General features: G+C 63.3%; 14 protein-coding genes. 3 read left to right on the top strand and 11 right to left on the bottom strand.

The features are described from left to right. Window positions 1-5: 5 nt before the first annotated feature. The 4 genes from HX866_RS25585 to HX866_RS25570 all read right to left on the bottom strand — a co-directional run bounded on the left by HX866_RS25585 (window position 6) and on the right by HX866_RS25570 (window position 5,483). Window positions 6-710, bottom strand: coding sequence for an ABC transporter permease (locus HX866_RS25585; protein WP_177097557.1), 705 nt, complete (start codon window positions 708-710; stop codon window positions 6-8). Between the two features lie 169 nt (window positions 711-879). Further along, on the bottom strand, window positions 880-1,662 hold the full coding sequence (locus HX866_RS25580; RefSeq protein ID WP_177097558.1) for a transporter substrate-binding domain-containing protein: 783 nt from the start codon (window positions 1,660-1,662) through the stop codon (window positions 880-882). A gap of 29 nt (window positions 1,663-1,691) precedes the next feature. After that, window positions 1,692-3,695, bottom strand: a complete 2,004-nt coding sequence (locus HX866_RS34615) for an aminotransferase class I/II-fold pyridoxal phosphate-dependent enzyme (RefSeq protein WP_177140631.1) — start codon at window positions 3,693-3,695, stop codon at window positions 1,692-1,694. A 156-nt stretch (window positions 3,696-3,851) separates the two neighbouring features. After that, window positions 3,852-5,483, bottom strand: coding sequence for a 5-guanidino-2-oxopentanoate decarboxylase (locus tag HX866_RS25570; RefSeq protein WP_177140630.1), 1,632 nt, complete (start codon window positions 5,481-5,483; stop codon window positions 3,852-3,854). A gap of 273 nt (window positions 5,484-5,756) precedes the next feature. Between HX866_RS25570 and HX866_RS25565 the strand changes: the two genes are divergently transcribed. After that, entirely contained in the window at window positions 5,757-11,096 is a 5,340-nt protein-coding gene (locus HX866_RS25565) for a membrane-targeted effector domain-containing toxin (RefSeq protein WP_177140629.1), read from the top strand. A 17-nt stretch (window positions 11,097-11,113) separates the two neighbouring features. Here HX866_RS25565 and HX866_RS25560 read toward each other — a convergent pair whose 3' ends face one another. Beyond that, window positions 11,114-11,830, bottom strand: a complete 717-nt coding sequence (locus tag HX866_RS25560; RefSeq protein ID WP_218179773.1) for a winged helix-turn-helix domain-containing protein — start codon at window positions 11,828-11,830, stop codon at window positions 11,114-11,116. Window positions 11,831-12,074: 244 nt separating this feature from the next. Between HX866_RS25560 and HX866_RS25555 the strand changes: the two genes are divergently transcribed. Continuing rightward, entirely contained in the window at window positions 12,075-13,631 is a 1,557-nt protein-coding gene (locus HX866_RS25555) for a trypsin-like serine peptidase (RefSeq protein WP_177140628.1), read from the top strand. Between the two features lie 4 nt (window positions 13,632-13,635). Here the strand turns inward: HX866_RS25555 and HX866_RS25550 are convergent, their stop codons facing one another. Both HX866_RS25550 and HX866_RS25545 read right to left on the bottom strand, forming a co-directional pair. Next, window positions 13,636-14,268, bottom strand: coding sequence for a TetR family transcriptional regulator C-terminal domain-containing protein (locus HX866_RS25550; RefSeq protein WP_177097563.1), 633 nt, complete (start codon window positions 14,266-14,268; stop codon window positions 13,636-13,638). A 47-nt stretch (window positions 14,269-14,315) separates the two neighbouring features. Further along, entirely contained in the window at window positions 14,316-15,017 is a 702-nt protein-coding gene (locus tag HX866_RS25545) for an NAD(P)H-dependent oxidoreductase (protein WP_177125273.1), read from the bottom strand. Between HX866_RS25545 and HX866_RS25540 the strand changes: the two genes are divergently transcribed. Then, window positions 15,001-15,174, top strand: coding sequence for a hypothetical protein (locus HX866_RS25540; RefSeq protein ID WP_177104219.1), 174 nt, complete (start codon window positions 15,001-15,003; stop codon window positions 15,172-15,174). The genes HX866_RS25545 and HX866_RS25540 overlap by 17 nt on opposite strands. 78 nt (window positions 15,175-15,252) lie before the next feature. On the opposite strand, the gene HX866_RS25535 is transcribed toward HX866_RS25540, so the two are convergent. From HX866_RS25535 to HX866_RS25520, 4 genes are read right to left on the bottom strand one after another with little or no spacing between them, the layout of a single operon-like run. Then, window positions 15,253-16,878 (bottom strand): ABC transporter ATP-binding protein, encoded by a 1,626-nt coding sequence (locus HX866_RS25535; protein WP_177140627.1) that lies wholly within the window; start codon window positions 16,876-16,878, stop codon window positions 15,253-15,255. A 2-nt stretch (window positions 16,879-16,880) separates the two neighbouring features. After that, window positions 16,881-17,711: an ABC transporter permease gene (locus HX866_RS25530; RefSeq protein WP_177097566.1), complete on the bottom strand. Its 831-nt coding sequence runs from the start codon at window positions 17,709-17,711 to the stop codon at window positions 16,881-16,883. 3 nt (window positions 17,712-17,714) lie between these two features. Beyond that, window positions 17,715-18,674, bottom strand: a complete 960-nt coding sequence (locus tag HX866_RS25525; RefSeq protein WP_177140626.1) for an ABC transporter permease — start codon at window positions 18,672-18,674, stop codon at window positions 17,715-17,717. Between the two features lie 14 nt (window positions 18,675-18,688). Beyond that, window positions 18,689-20,290 carry an ABC transporter substrate-binding protein gene (locus HX866_RS25520; RefSeq protein ID WP_177140625.1) on the bottom strand — a complete coding sequence of 534 codons (1,602 nt, stop codon included), beginning with the start codon at window positions 20,288-20,290 and terminating at the stop codon, window positions 18,689-18,691. Between the last annotated feature and the right edge of the window lie 178 nt (window positions 20,291-20,468).

Genomic DNA, 20,468 nt, shown 5'->3' with positions numbered 1-20,468 from the left:
TTCATTCACTCAGCCAAAGGCATCCAGCGACGAATCCGTCGCTCAAGCCGTCCCGACAGGGTGTTGGACACCAGCGTCACCGCGTAATACAGCGCGGCAGCCGTGAGGTAGAACAACAGGTAGTGGCGCGTCGACCCCGCGCCCTGCTTGGCGGTGTACAACAGCTCGTTGGTGCCGACCACGCTGATCAGCGCACTGTCCTTGATCAGGTTGATCCACAGGTTGGCCATCCCGGCCATGGCATAGGGCGCCATGATCGGCAGCGTGACCCGGCGGAACAGACCGAAACCGCTCAGGCCGAACGCCTTCGCCGCCTCGATCTGGCCGAACGGAATCGCCAGGATCGCCGCACGGAAAATCTCCGAGGCGTAGGCGCCCTGGACCAGCCCCAGCACCAGGATCGCCGCCAGCGGGCCGCTGAGATTCAACGCGTCATAGCCCATCTGCATCATCAGCGAGTTGAGCAGCATGGAGCCGACGTAGTACAGCAGCAGGATCAACAGCAGTTCCGGCACCGCCCGGAACAGCGTGGTGTAGCCGCGCATCAGCGCCGCGATCGGCTTGGGGGCGTTGAGCTTGAGACAGGCCACCAGCAGCCCGATGCACAACCCGACCACAAAGGCCCCGGCCGAAATCTGCAGGGTCATCCAGAGCCCCTTCAACAGCGCACTACCCCATCCCTGTTCGCTGAAATCGATCAATTCGAACATTGCTGGCTCTCCACTTCAGTGGCCTACGCGCTCACTGTAGGCGCGAGCTTGCTCGCGAAAAAACGTCAACGACAACGCGGGGTCTTTGAGAAAACGCAGCGCACTTACGTTCATCGCGAGCAAGCTCGCTCCTACAGGGGCCGTAGCCGCAGCCCATTCGCCGTGGTGGTTAAAACGCAGGTTTCACACTGGTACCGAAGTAGCTCTGGGAGAGATCGTCATAGTCCTTGCTCGCCAGCAAGGTCTGGATCGCCTTGTCGAGACGCGCCTTGAGCTCGGTGTCATCCTTGCGCAAGCCGGCGCCCACGCCCTTGCCGAAGATCGGGTCATAGGGCACCGCACCGAGGTAAGCCAGATCCTTCGCATCCGGGGTCTTGACGAAGGCGGTCATGGCCGTGCCGTCGGCCATCATCAGGTCGATGCGCCCGGCAATCAGGTCGGCGTTGGCCGAGTCCTGGGTGTCGTAGTACTTCACGTCGGCGATCTTCTCGTAGTAGGCCTTCAGGTAGCTGGCACTCACGGTGGAGTTCTGCACGCCGATGATCTTGCCCTTGAGGTCATCCGGGTACTTCTTCACCGAAGCGCCCTTGGGCCCGACAAGCGCAATCACCGAGTCGTAGTAGGCCTTGCTGAAGGCGATCTGTTTTTCACGCTCCTCGGTCACCGACATGGAGGAGAAGATCACGTCGATCTTCTTCGCCAGCAGCGACGGGATGATCCCGTCCCAGGCCACTTCCTTGATCTCGCACTCTGCTTTCATTTCGCTGCACAGCTTGTGGATCAGGTCGACTTCAAAACCCTTCCATTCACCATTGGGCTGCTTTTCGGTGTACGGCGGATAGGGTTCGGCCGCGACCGCGAAGCGGATGGGTGCAGCCTGCGCCGCGCTCATGCCGGCCAGCAGGACACAGGCCACGCCCGTCAACCAGTTTGCCAAACGTCGATTTCCCATGATGTTGCCCCGTCTTCTTATTTAGTGCATTAGCGAGTCTGATGAGCGTTGACGAATTGCCGGCAACGCTCGCTGCGTGGGTGTACGAACACTTCATCCGGCGAACCGGTTGCCTCGATCAGCCCCTGATGCAGGAACGCGACCTTGGAAGAGACATCGCGGGCGAAGGCCATCTCATGGGTCACCAGGATCATGGTCCGGCCTTCTTCGGCGAGGGAGCGGATCACCCGCAGCACTTCCCCGACCAGTTCCGGGTCGAGTGCCGAGGTGGGTTCATCGAACAGCATGACCTTGGGCCGCATGGCCAGGGCCCGGGCGATGGCCACCCGTTGTTGCTGTCCCCCGGAGAGAAACGCCGGGTACTCGTTGCGCTTGGCCGCGAGGCCCACGCGTTCAAGCAAGGCTTCGGCCCGTTCAATGGCCTCGGCCCGACTCTCACGCAGGACCTGGGTCGGCGCTTCGATCAGGTTTTCCAGCACCGTGCGATGGGGCCAGAGATTGAAGTTCTGGAACACCATGCCCAGGCTGGAGCGAATCCGCACAAGCTGCTGGGCATCGGCCACCAGCGGCGCGCCGGGGCGGTCGAAGTTCAGGTGAATGCTTTCGCCGTCCACCAGGATGCGGCCCTGGTCCGGCACTTCGAGCATATTGATGCAGCGCAGCAAGGTGCTCTTGCCCGAGCCGCTGGCGCCGATCAACGAGATCACCTCGCCCTCGCGGGCCGTCAGGGATACGCCCTTGAGCACCTCGATATTGCCGAAGCGCTTGTGCAGACGGTCGACCTCGATCATGGTCCTGGTCGCGACCGGCTCGACGCTGCTGGCCACCGTTACGGGGCTGATGGGCGGGCGCACCGGCTCGCCCCGGAGTACCGCGACAAACCCGCGGATCCGCTGGCAGGCCTGTTCCAGGCGCTCTTCGCCAAGGGTGAAGGAGATCCGTACAAAGCCTTGCGCCGGCTCGCCGAAGGCCGCCGCGTCAAGCACCGAGACCCCGGCTTCACGGAACAGCCGCCAGGCGAACTCCAGGGACGTGAGGCCGGTCTGACGTACATCCACCAGCACAAACATGCCGGCGTCGGGCTTGAGCACTGCAATGCCAGGACAATCGCCAAGCCCGCGCACCACCAGGTCGCGACGTCGACGATAGATCTCGCTCATGCCACGGGTCACCTCGTCATGGGCCTGCACCGCCTTGAGCGCGGCTTCCATGACAAAGCCGGGCAAGCCGTAGAGCATGCTCAGCACCAACGTCTCGGCATGGGCCACCAGGATTTCATTGGCAATGATCCAGCCAATGCGCCAGCCGGTCATGGCGTGGGATTTCGACAGGCTGCCAATGGTCACGCAACGCTCGGCCATGCCCGGCAGCGCCGCGAGGCTCAGGTGCTCGCGCTCGAACGCCAGGCTTTCATAGACCTCATCCACCACCACCCACAGGTCATGGGCAATCGCCAGGTCGGCGATGGCTTGCAGCTCCTCGCGACCGAGCACCACACCGGTGGGGTTGTTCGGATTCGAAAAGAAGATCGCCCGGGTGCGCGGAGTGATGGCCTTGGCCAACAAGGCCGCGTCCAGGCGAAAACCCGAGTCCGCCGCGCAGGGCACCCGTACCAGGGTCGCACCGGAAGCCTTGAGGGTGGCCTCGTAGGTCACGTACATGGGATCGAGGGCAATCACTTCGTCACCCGCGTTGAGCAGGCACATGGAGGTGATGAACAACGCGTTCTGCGCCCCGGCCACGGTGATGACATTCGCCGCCTGCAACTGGCGGTCGAACAGTTGGCTGTAGCGTGCGCCAATCGCTTCGCGCAAGGCCAGGCGACCGGCGATCTCGGTGTAGTGGGTATCGCCTTCGCGCAGGGCTTCGATGGCCGCTTCGGTGATGAAGTCGGGGGTGGCGAAATCCGGATCGCCGACGCTGAGGATGATCACATCCTCGCCACGGCGCTGGGCTTCGAACGCCGCGTGGTGGATATCCCAGGCGGCGACGCCTTTCCCGCTGATCCGCTCAACAAAGGGTGAAAACCGCATGCCAGTGCCTCGTTCGAATGTGAAGAAACGCAAGCCCGCAATCAGCCGGGGGTGGTGGAGCCAACATAGTCGAAGCTGAACAGTCGTTCAATAGCAAAATCCGCCCGCTGCGCGTTCAGTACAAACAGGTCGTTTTCACGACAGTCGTGACAGGCGTCAGCGGGCGCAGGCGTGCTTGAGTTCGATCAGGGTCACGCCGGGATGGGCAAAGCCGCTACGCAGGTCGCGCTCCAGTTCATCCAGGCTCTGCGGCTCATGCACGGTGCAACCAAACGCCCGGGCCAGCAGCGCGAAATCCGGGTTGCGCGGCAATACCCCTAGCGGCTCGATATCCAGGCTGAGCATGTCGTCACGGATCTGCCCGAGGGCGTCGTTGTTCCACAGCAGCACCACCAGCGGGCTGTCCAGTTCCTCGACCGCAGTGGCCAACTCCTGGACCGTGTAGAGAAAACCGCCGTCGCCCACCAACACCAGACCGGGTCGTTGCGGCGCAGCAAACTTGGCGCCGATGCCCGCGGGCAAACCATAGCCGAGGGTGCCGTAGCCGGTGGGGTGCAGCCAGCTGCGCGGCGCCCGGCTGGCAAAGGCGTAGTTGCCGGTGTAAGCCAGCTGGGTCATGTCGCTGCTGATAAACGTATCGGCCGGCATCGCCGCCGCAATCCGGTCGAGAATCTTCTGGTGAATGTTCTGCAACGCCCCGTGACCCGCCCGCACAGCGGCCCTCAGGTTCGCCACAGCCTGGATCGCCTTCCCGGCCTCCCGGGGCTCGACCGGCAATTGCGTCAGCAAGGCCGCCAGGGTCTGCGTGGCATCCCCGTGCAAGGCCACGGCACAGGGATAGAAGTCGTTGAACTTGCGCGGGTCGATATCGACGCGGATCACTTCGCCTGTCAGCGGCAGGCGCTCGCGCCAGTAATCGGTATCGGCCATTTCGGTGCCGACCGCGAGCACCACGTCGGCTTGTGCGATCAGTTCCCAGCCGGCTTCGACGCACAGGCTGGAGCCGGCATTCAACGGCGCATCCGGCGCCAGCAAGCCTTTACCGGCGACGCTGGTGAACAGCGGCGCCGCCAGGCGTTCGCTCAAGGCCTGCAACTCGCTCCCGGCAGCCAACGCGCCACCGCCGGCAATGATCATCGGCCGCTTGGCCGCTTGCAGCCGCCGGGCGGCTTCCTGCAACGCCGGGACACTCGGCAGTCCGCGCCCCGGACGGCGCACCACGTCACGGCTCCAGTCCCGGCTGATCGGCCCGGCCAGTACGTCCAGCGGCACCGAAATATGTACCGGCCGTGGCCGTTCGCTGTCGAACACGGCAAAGGCCCGGGCGAGCAGTTCCGGCAGGTCGTCGGTGCTCAGGGCCACGGCGGAAAACGCGGTGATCGGCGCGGTGATCGCCCGCTGATCCTGGGTCTCGTGCAGGCAACCCCAGCCCTTGCCCAGGCTGGCGGTGTGGTTGACGCTGGAAATCACCAGCAGCGGAATCGAATCGGCGTAGGCCTCGCCGATGGCGGTGGCGGCGTTGGTCACGCCGGGACCGCTGATGATGAAGCAGACGCCAGGCTTGCCACTGACCCGGGCATAACCGTCGGCCATGAAACCGGCGCCCTGTTCATGGCGGGTCAGCACATGGCGGATGCCGCTGCCGGGCAGGCCGCGATACAGCTCCAGGGTATGCACGCCGGGGATGCCGAACACCGTGTCGACACCGTAATGGGCCAGCAGGCGAACCAGGGCCTGGCCACCGGTGAGCGGAGTGGAAGAAGCTTGCGGAGTCGATTGGGAGCTCATGCTAGCCCTCGGCTTGTTGTGATGGGGGGATGGCGGATCGCTCGACGATATTAAACACTTGTTCAATAGCATGGCAATCCTTCCGCAGCCGCCCCCAAAAGCCTCACCTTCGACCCAAGTCATTGTTTTAACTATCAATAGATTCACAACAGGCTTCTCTGCATGCGGGCCTGTTACATCTTTGAACATCCTCGCCTGCAGCATTAATTACCGCCCCCTGCCCTTGGCTTGCGCGTTGAATAACGGCCATCACGCCATGACAAGGACCGCAACATGAGCCCCCCGATCACCTCGAGCGATCCCCCCGCCGACGCCACCACAGCGCTGTCGCTGGACCACGCCATCGAACATTTCCTCAGTGACCTGCCCGCCGAGACGGCCCGACGTATTCGCCTGGCCAGCGGTATCGACACCACCACCTTGCGCGCCGCCTACAGCGAATCCCGACAGGTGCCGGCATTATTGCTCGACACCCGCCTGCGCTTCGAACTGGACCAGGAGATACAGGACTTCATCGATGGGCTGAGCCACGATTCCCCTGCCGTGGCCGAGGTGACGACCCTGTCATGGCAGTTGCAGTTGCTCAGCCTGGAGCAGCTCTGGCCGGCGACGAGTGTCTTGCAGATCTACGATCCACCCGAGGACTCGGCGGCGGCCGAATATGGCCCCGACCTCTCGCCCCATCTGCCGAGGGTGCGTGTCAGCCGGGCCTGGGTGCTCGATGGCAGTCTGTGGAGCAGCGTCCTGCAACAACTGTGTCCGGCACAGAGGGCGGCACTGCTGGGTGGGCAGTACCCGACCCTCGAGACCCAGTTATCGGCACTCAGGCACAAGGCCGCCGTTCTTCTGTCTGCCCAGCGCGAGGAGCTGTTCGACAACCTCCATGCCTTCCGGCAGCAATCCCGTGATCCGCTGGTGAATCTGCTGCGCAGCCGAATCCCCCTGCTCTCGCGGTTCGCGGCCCACGAACTGCTCGCCAACTCGACCGAGCATGACCTGCGGTCGCTGAAACTCTCCGAAGGCGAACTGAGCGAGCGGCAGAGGCTCGACGCCCACTGGTATCTGCAGGAACAGCGCTTGAGCCAGGCCTATGAAGGTCTCTTTCTGCGGGGCCGGCAGCGCAACGACGACACTCGGCGCCTGACAGGTCAACACCCTCCTCTTTCACGCGCCCATTTGCGCGCCTTGCTAGGACTCTCCCCCATGGAACCTTCACAGCGTCTTTCCAACGGCAACGGCTACCAGCAGGATCCACCCGGCAACTTCGCCGCCCCCGACCAGCTCGCCCAGAGCCAGCGCACGACCTTCGATGCCCTGGCCGCCACCAATGAGCGGACCCTGTTGCTGGCACGCCAGCAGCCAAATTTCCACTGGTTCGCCGCCCTGCTCCTGGGCCGGCAACTGGCGCGCGACTTCCCCCAGGCCGCCTCGAAGGATCCCGATGCGATCTTCCTCAATACCTATGAGGAAACGCGGTATTGGCCCCTGTCGGACACCGGCGAGCGCGGCGAGCAGGTCCGCTATCGTGGTGTCAGGCAGTCCCATACCCTGACGGAGATCTTTGCCCGGCACCTGGCCGGCAATGTCCAGACGTTCGACCCGACCACCAGCGGTTTCTACGCCAGCGCAACCGCCGCCTACAACGAACAGCAACTGGCCGGCCTGGACCTCCGACGCTTCAAAAAAACCCTGGACGATGCGGGCATTGGCTTCGACACCCGCCTTGCAGAACAGCTGGACAGTTTCTGGATCAGCGCCGCGCCACTGCTACGGGAAAACCTGCAGACCCAGATGCGCCTGGAAGCGCAATTGCGCGAACTGGATCTGAGCCTGGAGAAAAGCCAGCGAGAGGACCTGGAACGGGTTCTGGACCAACCCACCCATGAGCAACGCCTGAAAAAATCCCCCGTGGACGGGCCGATCCACGTCTATCGGATCGCCCTGCAACCGCTCGACCTGATTCTGCAAGGCTGCCTGGTCATCACCCGCAGTCCCGATGAGGACAGTTACAAACTGCCGGCGCTGCTCTATCAGATCGGCCGTGGCCTGGAGCCGTTCGTCTCGTTGCAGGCACTGAAGAAGAGCCTGGTCCAGCGCCTGGATGATGAGGTCGAGCGCGAATCGCTGCTCGATCTGCTGCCGCAACGACAGCGCACCTGGAGTCCTGCGAGCACGGCCGATCGCACCACGTCGTTCAGCTTGCGGATCGAACAAGGCGATCCCTTCCAGCGTCTGGTGGACGGCCTGCTCGCCAAGCAGAAAGAGGATTTCACCGACACCTGGCGCTTCGCCAGAGGCGCTCCGGGCCTGCACACTGATGTCAACGAATTCGCCCGGCAAGTGGACGGCGCCATCAGCCTGGCCAGGCTGCTGGATATCGTCCCGGTCCTCAGGCGGCGCAATCGCGACCTGATGTTCAGCGACCTGTTGAATCGAATCAACCGCATCAGCCCGGACGAACAGACCCGTCTCGCCACCTTGTGGCGACCGACCCTGGAAGCCAACCCGGTCCCCGCTTCGCTCAGCGACCTGCCGGCCCTCAAGGCCTACGCCGCCGGTCTGCTCAAGACCCATCTGCAACAGCACCATCCCCAGGTCCTGAGCGACCCTGACCATATCGTGGTGCAGGTCACGCGCACCACCCACCACCTGAGCCCGGCCTGGCAAAGCCATCCGCCGATCGACAGGGTGCACCCCCGCAGCCTGTCGCTGACGGCCCTGGCGCTGGAGAACATCAAGGGCTTGCGCCTGGGTGAAACGGTCAGTTTCAAGGCTGAAATCAGCAGCGCGACAGGCCCCACGCTGACCCTGTCGAACACCCAGGTGCGGGCCATCGTCAGTGCCGTCGACGCACCGGGTCAGTACAAGACGCTGCTCGAGACAAAACTGCTGGGCCCGGACCATGGGCCACTGCGCGCGACCTGGCTCGAAGGGCAACGGGCACGGATGAAACTGCAGGCCTATGTCGCACGTCTGAGCGGAGACTTTCTCGATGCCAGGGACGGCACCCTGGAGCGTGGCTACCGGCGCATCGAACACCTGCTCAAGTACCCGTCGGCACAGCGCCGCCCGCTGCTGGACGGCTACAGTGTCCACGCCAACTACCTGATGCTCGGCGGCACGGAAGCCGGGCGCAACGGCTCGACCATCGATGAGATCCTGGTCGTCAGTACCGACGCCCCCGCCGATACCCTGCTGCTCTACACGCCGCAAGGTCCCGATGGCAAAGCCTGGCGCGAGCTGGCGGATGCCTCGGCGATCAAGGCGTTGCTGCGCCAGCAAGACTGGAAAGACCACTGCATCGCACGGGCCGCCCGGAACGAACAGTGGGATCCGGCCCAGTTGTTCGCGCGTCAGTTCCCGCTGGTCCGTTACTTTCCCATCGAAGGCGACTTGTTCACCACGCTGTATGAAGCCAGGGCCAGGCACCTGATCAGCAGCGTGGAATACCTCGGGGCCAGCAACGAACGGGTGGGCCGTGAAACGCTGTGGTACTGGATCAACGTGAGCTGGCGCCTCGCCCTTGAAGTGATCCTCGGCGTCTCCCCCTTGCAGCTCAGCCTGCCGGTCTACCTGTTGCGGGGTCTGTATGGCCTGTCCAACTTCGGTCAGGCACTTGCCCTGGGTCATCATCAGGAAGCCGAGGAGGCTCTGATCCAGACACTCCTTGACGCCGCAGCGCCGCTGCCGATGCAACTGATCAAACCCCTGCTGCGCCAGATCCGGCCGTTCCCCGTCGCCAGAATGTCCCGTCTGGTCAAGACGCGCCGGGTCGGCCAGGACGGTATCGGCCAGCAGTTGCTGACCGCGGAGTCTTCGACGGCGACGTCGATCAGGTCCCTGGCCGCGGACCTCAAGGACTATGAAATCCGCACACCGCCGGAACTCAACTATATGCGCGACGGCCTGTTCGTCGACCGCACGCCAAGCATGAACCAGTACGTGAAACTGGAAGGCAAGTGGTACCGCACCGGCTCCCGGGGTGGCAAGCGCTACCTGCTCAAGGCACACACCTGGGCGGAAGACATCGAGCTCGTCCAGGTCGGCAACCATTGGCAGCCCTTGCCCATGGCTCGCGGGTTGGGCGGCGCACCCGAGACGGTCGGCAGCGCACGCTATGAGATCCCGGCCACCCACCGGGGTACGCTCGAAGAGATCATTCGCACGCTCAGCAGCAGGCTTGATCACGCCAGGAGCACGCCGAATGCTTCCGCACTGGAGCGCCGGGCTGCCGCCCAGGTGTACTCACTTTCGCAACGCCTGGTTGAAGACGCCCAGAGCTTCTTCGCCGAACGCCCGGTCCCCGTGGCCAGGACACTGGCGCCCGACCTGCTGGACGCGGCGCTGGCGAGCCAACTGATGGAACGTGGCTACCAGAGCGGGAACGGTATCGTCCTCGGTGCGGCCTACCACGCCAGGGGCGGCCGCCAGTTCCTGATCGACAACCTGCGCGCGCTCGCCACGGAACACCAGGTCAAGACCCTGTACCTGGAAAACCTCCTGACGGACTTCGACCAGGTTCACCTCAATGACTTCCATCGCACCGGTGTCATGCCCCAACGCCTGAGGAACGCACTGGCACTGCAAGATAACTTGCAAGCCATCGACGCCCAGGGCCCGCATGCCTTGCATGAGGTGATCCAACTCGCACAAAGGCATGGCATTCGCGTCCAGGCGCTCGACTGTGCCACGAGCTACCGCCAGGGCCTGGGCAGCTACAACACGAATCGGGCCAGGGCCTTCAAATACTACGCCCGACAAATCATCCATACGGACCAGCTGCAACAAGGCCCGCATCGCTGGATTGCCCTGAGCCAGGACTCCCATGCCAGCACCGTGCACGCCGAACCGGGCCTGGCCGACCTGTTGGGGGCCGTCCACCTGCGCAGCGTCGATGTCGGCGGGCACCCCTCGCCGCTGCGCGTCCTGCGTGATCCGGGAGAGTTCACCCAAGGCAAATATTCACAGGATATTCAGCTCGTGCAAGCCGATGCGAAACTGGAAGTGAACGTGGCACCCCAGGCGCTGCCAGAGGCGCCGAAACCCCACAGGGGGCTGCTGAACCAGCCAGGGGATTTCCTTATCGAACAACAGGGCGATCAGTACATCATCGTCTACCGGCCGATCAGTGCCCGCCTGCTGGCTCCCGAGGCGCATCCGGTGGTCAGGAGCCAGCTGGTCGATGGTTCAGGGCGCCTCTACGATGTGTTTCATCTCGAGCCCGAAATGTTCGGCAACATACGAGGCATCAAGTACAGAGGCCTCGACGACCTGATATGGGCACTCAAGCAGGTCAAGATGAAACAAGTGGCCGAACTCAGCGATGTCACCTACGTGCGCCAGCCCAGGCTCGACACCCATCCGAAACTCGATCGTGCCGGCATGTTCACCGTCGAAACGGCACCACAAGGCCCCGTGGTGATCAATCGCTCCAAGGATAGATCACTGACAACGACGCTGATTCGAACCGACCGGGACACCGGCAAGTTCTATATCGTCCACCCGCGCTGGGGATTCAACCAGGCGCAACTGTTCGCCAGTATCGACGACCTGAGCCAAGCGCTGGTCAACAAGGTCGGGCTGGAGCGTCTGGCGGAATCCAGCGATCTCTGATGCCACCCACGCAAGGCTCAAGCCGCCCTCGAGGTCCGGGCGGTGAACAGATAGCCCGCCCCATGGATGGTCATGATCAATTCCGGCGCTGCCGGGTTGTCATGGAGCTTGCGCCGCAGGCGCCCGACCAGGACATCGATGGAGCGGTCGCTGGGCAGCCACTCGCGGTTGCGCAACTGCTCCATCAACTGATCGCGGTTCAGGGTGTGGCCGCTGTTGCGCATAAACACATTGAGCAACTGGAACTCACCGTGGCTGAGCAGGGTTTCACTGCCGTCGCAGGCCTTCAGGCGACGGCGGTCGAGGTCCAGGGTCCAGTCGGCGAAATGCTCGAGGTGCCCGGCAGGCTGCGCAGGCGTCGGCAGGCCCACCCGGCGCGTGAGGTTGCGCGCGCGGGAAACCAGCTCGCGGGTGTTCAAGGGTTTGATCAGGTAGTCGTCGGCACCGCATTCCAGGCCGGCGATCCGCTGCGCATCGTCGTTGCGCTCGCCGACCAGGATGATGCCGACCTCCGAGCGCTCGCGCCATTGGCGAGTCAGAGACAGGCTGTCCGTCCCCGGCAACTGCCCGTCGAGCAGCACCAGCGCCACCGCTAAACGGCTCATGCAGGCCTCTGCCTGCTCGGCACCGTCGACACAGTGAACTTCATAGCCATCGAGACTCAGGCATGCCTCCCACTGTTCACGGAGCAGCCGATCATCTTCGACGATAAGCACGCGCGGCATCACCTTCATTACCTGGCTCCTGTTCGTGCCGCGAGCGGCCGATTCTTGGAATTATGCGAAGCGGTAGGGATTTTCGATGCACTGTAGCGCTTGCTGAACAATCGATCAACAAGAAGAAAAATGGTCGGTGACGAACAGGTCTGGGCAATACCTATTTACCCCATTTCCACAACAAAGCCGTTGTTAGATAAGCGCCATGCACCCCATGACGGGCTCAGCCGGATAGCGCAAATGAACAGCGAGAAACAACACCATGAAAAAAACCTTGGCCATTGCCTTGATAGCCTCCCTGGGCCACTGGGCACTACCGGCCCATTCCACGCCAGCAGAAACCCATGACGCCGCCCCGGTCTTTCCACCCGCACAAAGGCTGTACAACAAGGATGGCGCCTATAGCCATCTGACCGGCATCGGTCGGTTCAAGTCGAACATGCAATGCACTGCCAGCCTGATCGATACCCGCCACCGCCATGAAATCCTCGACCAGCCCGCTTATGTCCTGACCAGCGGGCACTGTGTCGACTCGGGCCAGGGCAAGATCCTGACGAATACCCCCATCACCGGGCATGTCGAATTCAACTACTTTGCCGATACGACCGACAGCACCCGGCAGTACGCCCTGAAGCAGGTCCACTGGAGCAGTATGCGCGGCATCGACCTGGCCATTGTCGAACTGGACGCCAGCCTGGGCGACCTGATGCAAGCCGGTATTCAGCCGCTACTCATCGCCGCCCCGTTGAAACCGGGCAGCGATATCGTGATCGTCGGCGCCCCACAGGGCGAGCACCTGCAACTGTCGAGCTGCCGGCTGGAGTCTTTGCGGGACATCATCGAACACCCCTGGATCTGGCCCGACAGCCTGAAAACCCGGTGCCGGGGACTCGGCCAGGGCAGCTCCGGCAGCCCGATCCTGGATCCGCGCAGCAACACCCTGGTTGGCGTGGTCAACACCCTGAACAAGGCCTCCACCAGCCACGCCAAGTGTCATCGGAACGCGCCTTGCGAAATCAGCGACAACGCACTGCATTGGCAGGGCAATGTTGTCTATGGCCCGTCGACCAAACGCCTCCTGGGCTGCTTTGTGCAAGGCCGGCTCGACCTGTCGCCACGGCAATGCCGGTTATTTCCAACCTATGCCATTGATGCCCCATCCCCCAGGCTTCAGCAGAACTACCTCGGCGCCAGGCCGGAACTCGACCTGAAAGCACTGTCCCCCACCTGGAACCTGAAGTTTTCCGCCAGCACCGCGTTCTATCGTTACAAGGTCGATAGCCGACAAAGCTGCGCGAGCGCAGCGGGATACAGCATGGCCATGTCCACGGCGAACGCCCATATCAATGGCCCCATCGGTACGGATCCAGGCCTGCACTGGTTGTGTCTAGTCGGTGTCGAAAGTCCCGAGCAGAAACCCACCTGGGGCCTGCTGGAAAATGCCCTGATCGTCGCGACCGAGCTGCGCGACCAGCAGAACCAAGCGCCTGAGCTGGTCATGTTGCAGGGGTGGGGGGCGGCGGCAGGCTACAGGTCCGCAATGGTCCTGTTCGAGCCTCCCGCCCATGAGCGGATTTTCATCAAGACGGGCGTACTCGAACACCCGGATTGTGATGATCCCAAGGATTACGAGGAAATCTTCCCCCGCAGCAACCACTACGGTTTTGTTGCCGAGAACGACCAGGCCGGGGAGAAAAAAATCTGCCTTTACAGTCAGAATATACGTGGTGAACCTTCAAAGACCGCGAGTCATTTCCTCAAGTCCCGCAATGAAAGCAAAGGCAAGGACAAGGACCAGGACCGCCTCGACAAACCCTAGGCGCTCAGCGCAGGAAACGCCGATAGCCGCCCATCTGCAGGCCATCGACCCAGGCCTCGCAGATCTGTACGCCTTCGGCCGGGGTGAAGGTCGTCGGGTTGAGGCCGCATTCGAGCCACAACCCATCGAGCAAGGCACTCAGGCCGATGGCTGCCAGGCCACTGTCGAAACCGCTCCAGCCCTCCTCCTCCGCCAGCAGGGTCAGGGCATTGCCCATGATGGTGCGGTACTCACCATAGGAGTGGTCGTGAGCGCGGTTGATCGCTTCGGCGGTTTTCACCGCCCCCCAGAAGGCCAGCCAAGCCTCCAGCAACTCGGGGTCGAGCATGCCTTCGGAAAACGACGCTTCGAAAAACGCCGACAGGTGCCGTCGGGCACCGCTGCCGGCGCTCGCCACCGATTCGCGCAGCAGGCTCATGACCTGCCCGGTGATATGCAGGTAGGCATCGGCCACCAGTTCGTCCTTGCCGCTGTAGTGATGGCTGATCAAGCCCACCGAGACCCCGGCTTCGGCGCAGATCTTGCGGATCGAGGTGCCGACAAAGCCGTACTTCTTCAGGCAGCGCAGGGTCGCCGCCACCAGATTGGCCTTGCGCAATTCAGGGTCCATACGCAGAAAACGCGTTTCCTCGGCCATAGTGCTCCTGTCCTCTCAACGTCAATGGCTGACGGTCCTGTGGGGCGTCAGCGAATGGGGTACAGCGCCTCGTCGAACTGCGCAAGGCGCGCAAAGACCAGGGGACAATCCTGATCGAGGTTTTCCAGGCGCTGATGGTAACCGACCAGGAATTGTTCGCGGGCCTGGGCACTGATATAGGGCACGTGCCAGGCCACGAACGGTGGCAGCACGTCGAGTCCGACGTAGGCCAGGGTGCCACGCAACAGTGGGCGTAGCATCTCTTCCAGCGGGCCGTGGATCGCGCCTTCGCCGAACATGTGCTCGCGCCCGCCGAGGGTCACGCAGACCAGCGCTTTTTTACCCGCCAGGCCGCCCTGGTCGTAGAAACGCTTGCCACCGTAGCAGACACCGGACACCAGGACGCGGTCGATCCAGCCTTTGAGGATCGCCGGCACGGAGAACCAGTAGATCGGGAAGTTGAGGATCAGCAGGTCGGCCCAGAGCAACTTGTCCAGTTCTGCCTGGATATCCGCGGCCAGGCTCCGGGTCTTGGCACCCAGGCGTTGCTCCAGGGCGTAGACCAGGTAGTCGGGGTTATCCCGGGCGGAGAAGTCCTCGGCGCTGGCCACCGGGTTCCAGTGCATGGCGTAGAGGTCGGAAACCTTTACCTCGTGGCCTTGGGCTTGCAGGGTGTGTATCGCCTGGTCGCGCAGGGCGGCGGTGAAGGATTGTGGTTCGGGGTGGGCGTGGATGATCAGTACGTTCATTGAAGTCACTCATCAATCTGAAGGTTTAAACATTCTCGATTTGGAAAACAGGCTTGTTGTGGAAAGCGCGCCTGTTGTGGCGAGCGGGCTTGCCCGCGCTCGGCTGCGCAGCAGTCGCAAAACCGGCCGTTTCGGTCTAACTGATACACCGCAGTAGCCGGTTTTAGGGCCGCTTCGCGACCCAGCGCGGGCAAGCCCGCTCGCCACAAGGAAGATGGTGTTCCAAAGTGAAAACTCATTGCGTCACAGCACGCTGTTGCAGGATCCGATCCAGCCAATCCGGGTCCATTTCCGGCTCCGAGGAAAACAGCAGGCCGGTGTAGTCGCGGTGCGGCGGCGTAAAGATCACCTCCCGCGCGCCGGCATCGACCACCTTGCCGCGCTGCATCACCACCACCTCATCGGCAATCGCCCGCACCGTCGCCACGTCGTGGGTAATAAACAGGTAGGACACCCCCAACTGCCGCTGCACCCGATCCAGCAACTTGAGAATGCCCTCCGCCACCAGCTGATCCAGCGCCGAAGTCACTTCATCACAGATGATCAACTGCGGTTCGGCGGCCAAGGCCCGGGCGATGCAGACCCGCTGCTTCTGCCCGCCGGACAGCTCCGACGGCAGGCGTTCCATGAACCTGGCAGGGTCGAGTTCGATCATCTCCAGCAACTCGGCCACCCGCTGGCGCAGCGCCTTGCCCTTGAGCCCCAGGTAGAACGCCAGCGGCCGGCCGATGATGTCGATGACGCGCTGGCGTGGATTGAGGGCCGTATCAGGGATCTGGTAGATCATCTGGATACTGCGCAATTGCGCCTTGCTGCGGCAGCGATAATCCGCCGGCAACACCTCGCCATCGAACAGCACCTGGCCAGAACTCGGTTGCAGCAAACCGGTAATCAGCCGCGCCGTGGTGCTCTTGCCGCTGCCCGACTCGCCGATCACCGCCAGGGTCTGGCCACGATAGAGACGCATCGACACATCATGCAGCACTGGCTGATGGCTGTAGCTGGCCGAGGCATTGCGCACTTCGAGCAAGGGCCCAGCCTGCTCCGGCCGGCCCTTGGGCTCAGTACGGAAACAACGCACCGCCCACAAGGACTTGGTGTAATCCTCGCTCGGCGCTTCAAGCATCTGCCGGGTCGCGGCCTCCTCCACCAACTTGCCATGGCGCAGCACCATGATCCGGTCGGCCATCTGCGAGACCACCGCCAGGTCATGGGTGATGTATATCGCCGCCATGCCGAAGCGCTTCACCGCATCGCGAATCGCCGCCAGCACTTCGATCTGGGTGGTGACGTCCAGGGCCGTGGTCGGCTCGTCGAAGATGATCAGGTCCGGCTGGCAGGCCATGGCCATGGCGGTCATCGCCCGCTGCAACTGGCCGCCGGACACCTGGTGCGGATACCGCTGGCCAATGCTTTCCGGATTCGGCAGGCGCAACACCCGGTAGAGTTCCACGGCCTGGGCCTCGGCCTCCGCACGCTTGATCCCACCATTGATCACGGCGCTTTCCACATGCTGGTCAATCAGCCGTTGCGCCGGGTTGAACGAGGCCGCCGCGCTCTGCGCCACATAGGCGATACGCAGGCCGCGCAGCTTGCGCAAGGCCTCGGCGGAACACTGGCGCAGGTCCTGGCCGTCGAAATGAATCGAGCCGCCGGTGATGCGGCAGCCGTCGCGGGTATAGCCCATGGCAGCCAGCCCGAGGGTCGACTTGCCGGCACCGGATTCACCGATCAGGCCCAGCACCTCGCCCCGCGCCAGGCTCAGGTCGATGCCTTGCACCAACGGATGCCAGGCATCGTCGTAGTGCCCTTCGATATGCAGGTCGCGGATCTGCAACAGGGTCGGGTTCGCTTCGCTCATGCTCAACATTCCTTCAGCCCGCTGGAGCGATAGAGCATCCAGTCGACGACAAAATTGACCCCCACCGTGAGCAACGCCACCGCCAATGCCGGGAGCAACGGCGTGAGGTCGCCGAAGGTGATCAGCACCGCGTTGTCGCGCACCATGCTGCCCCAGTCGGCGGTCGGCGGCTGGATGCCCAGGCCGAGAAACGACAGCGCACTGATAAACAGGAAGACGAAGCAGAAGCGCAGGCCGAACTCGGCGATCAGCGGTGCCGCGGCGTTGGGCAGGATCTCCCGGGTCACCAGCCAGACCGTGCCCTCGCCCCGCAACCGGGCCGCCTCGACAAAGTCCTGGACCACCACGTTCATCGCCACCGCCCGCGCCAGGCGGAACACCCGGGTCGAATCCAGCAGCGCGATCACCAGCACCAGCGAGGTCGCGGTGGTGCCCACCACACTGAGGATCAGCAAGGCAAAGATCAGTTGCGGAATCGCCATGAGAATATCCACCAGTCGCGACAGGCCCATATCGACCCAACCGCCCTTGAGCGCCGCGATCAGGCCGGACAGGCCGCCCAGCAGAAACGCCAGCAAGGTGGTCAGAAAGGCGATGCCCACGGTATTGCGAGCGCCATAGAGCAGGCGGCTGAGCATGTCGCGCCCGAGGTTATCGGTGCCCAGCGGAAACTGCGTGCCCCAGGCCGCAAAGCCCTCGCCGACCACCTGGGTTTCGCCATAGGGCGCCAGGTGCGGGGCCAACAGCGCCACCGCGACATACAGGACAATCACGCAGAAACCGAATTTCGCACTCCAGGGCGCTCGGATCAGCTCTTTGAATACGGACTTCATGGGTTACCCCTTCGGATGCATCAGGCGTGGATTGCTGGCGATGGACAGCACGTCGGCCAGGGTGTTGAGCACGATGTAGGTCGCGGCGAAAATCAGGCTACAGGCCTGGACCACCGGGATATCGCGCTTGGCCACCGAGTCCACCAGCAACTGCCCCAGGCCCGGATAGACGAACACCACTTCGACCACCACCACCCCCACCACCAGGTACGCCAGGTTCAGCGCGACCACATTGACGATGGGCGCCAGGGCATTGGGCAAGGCGTGGCGAAAGATGATCCGGCCCTGGCTGATGCCCTTGAGCCGGGCCATTTCGATATAGGGGCTGGCCAGCAGGTTGATCAGCGCGGCACGGGTCATGCGCATCATCTGCGCGACCACCACCAGGCTCAGGGTCGCCACCGGCAACACCGAGCGCTCCAGCAGTGTGCCGAAGGAGGCATCCGGCGGCAGGTTCGATAGGCTCGGCAGCCAGCCGAGCTTGACCGAGAACAACAGGATCAACAGGTAAGCGACGAAAAACTCAGGGAACGACACTGCACTCAGGGCCAGGGTATTAAGTAGCCGGTCGAACCACGAATTGCGATACAACGCGGCGAGCATCCCCAGCAACAGCGCCAGGGGCACCGACACCAACGCCGCCAGGCCAGCCAGGCACAGGGTGTTGCCCAGACGGCCGCCGACCAGTTCGGCGATGGGCCGCTGGTTGGCCAGCGACGTGCCCAGGTCACCCCGCAAAAGATGCCCGACCCAGTGCACGAAACGCCAGAATGGCGGCTGGTCCAGGCCCAGTTGGGTGCGGAACGCCGCCAGGGTTTGCGGGGTCGCCGACTGCCCGAGCATGGCCTGGGCGATATCCCCCGGCAGCAGCCCCACCGCCAGGAAGATGATCACCGACACCGCGAACAACGACAGCAGCCCCAGCGCCAGGCGCTGGGACAGCAACTTCAGAATGCTGTTCATCTCGCGCTCCCGCCTCAGGCCTGCCACCAGCGCTCGATCAGCCGCAAGCCATCCAGTTCGCCATAAGGCGCGGTGAGCCCGCCGTGGGCCACGCGGGTCGAACGCGCCGCCACGGAGCTGGCGAACAGCGGGATGATCGCGCCGCAATCGTCGCGACAGATCGCCTGCATTTCGTTGTACATCTCGCGCCGCAACGGGTCATTGAGTTCGCCCCGGGCCTGGTTGAGCAGGACGTTGAAGCGCGGGTTGTCCCAGTGGGATTCGTTCCAGGCCGCGCCCTTGGCATAGCCGATGCTGAACATGCGGTCGGCGGTCAGGCTGCTGTACCAGAAAGAGGTGGTGAACGGCTGCTTGTTCCAGACATTGGAGAAGAACCCGTCCGCCGGCTCGCGCACCACGTCGATGTCGATACCGCCCGCCTTGGCCTGTTCCTTGAACAGCACCGAGGCATCCACCGCCCCGGAATAGGCCGCATCGCTGGCTTGCAGGCGGACCTTGAGCGAATCCACCCCGGCTTTGCGCAGGTAGAACTTCGCCTGCTCGGGATCGTATTTTCGCTGCGCCAGCTGGGTATTGAGGAAACGGCTGCCGGGTTGGATCGGATGGTCGTTGCCCACCGCGCCGTAGCCCTTGAGTACCGACGCGAGCAGGGCTTCGCGGTCGATGCCGTGTTTCATCGCCATACGGATATCGTTGTTCTTGAACGGGTCGCTGTCGCAGAGCATCGGGAAGGTGTATTGCTGGGCGCCCTTGGTTTCCTCGATGACCATGTTCGGGTTGCGCTTGAGCAGGCCGACGGTCTTCAGATCGACCTTGTTGATCACATCGACTTGCCCGGTGATCAGCGCGTTGATCCGCGCCGCGCCGTCGGAGATCGCCAGCAGCTCCGCCGCATCGAAATGCGCGCGACCAGCTTTCCAGTAACCGCTGTTGCGTTCCAGGGCCATGCGCACGCCGGGCTCGAAGGACTTGAGGCGATAACCGCTGGTGCCGACGCCGGCGCGCCAGTCGGCCAGGCCATCCTTGGCGGGCATGATCACCAGGTGATAGTCGGCGACCACATAGGGGAAGTCGGCGTTGCCCGAGTGCAGTTCGAAGGCCACGCTGTCGTTGCCGGCGGCGCGTACCGCGAGCACTTCGCCGAGGACGGTCTTGGCCGCGGAGGTGGACTTCTCGCCGAGGTGATGCTCGATCGAGGCGATCACGTCGTCGACGGCCAGGGGCTTGCCGTTGTGGAATTGCACCCCGGGGCGCAGCTTGAAGGTCCAGATCCGCGCATCCGCCGAGGACTCCCAGCTTTGCGCCAGTTCCGGGATGGCGGAACCGTCCACGGCGATTTCCACCAGGGTGTTGTAGATGGCCGAGAAGCCGACAAAGGTGAAGGTGTCGCTCCAGGAACCGGGATCGTAGGAGTCGGAGGTGCTGCCGCCGGCCAGGCCCAGGCGCAGGGTGCCACCGGGTTTGGGCGTGGCATCGGCAGCCCAGGCGCTCAGTGGAAAGCCCATGGAAACGGCGGCGCCGGCCAGCCCGGCAACGGCGCCGAGCTTGAGAAAGTCGCGGCGCTCCAGCGAGAGGCCGTGGGAAAGTTGAGGAATCTTGTTGTTATTATCGCTCATCGAATTACCCCAGTTGCGTTGCGGGAAAAGGGTTCGTTTGCTGATTCGGTATTACGGTAAATCCCCGTTCCTTCGGATGACCACGGTCCTTGTAGGAGCCGAGCTTGCTCGCGATGAGGCCGGCAAGTCTGGCGTCGATCTTGCGGACGCTATCGCGAGCAAGCTCGGCTCCTACAAG

It is taken from the genome of Pseudomonas gingeri, assembly GCF_013386165.1.
GTDB classification, from domain to species: Bacteria; Pseudomonadota; Gammaproteobacteria; order Pseudomonadales; family Pseudomonadaceae; genus Aquipseudomonas; species Aquipseudomonas gingeri_C.
Note: the sequence above shows the minus strand (reverse complement) of the source record. Positions and strands in the feature narration are given on the sequence as shown.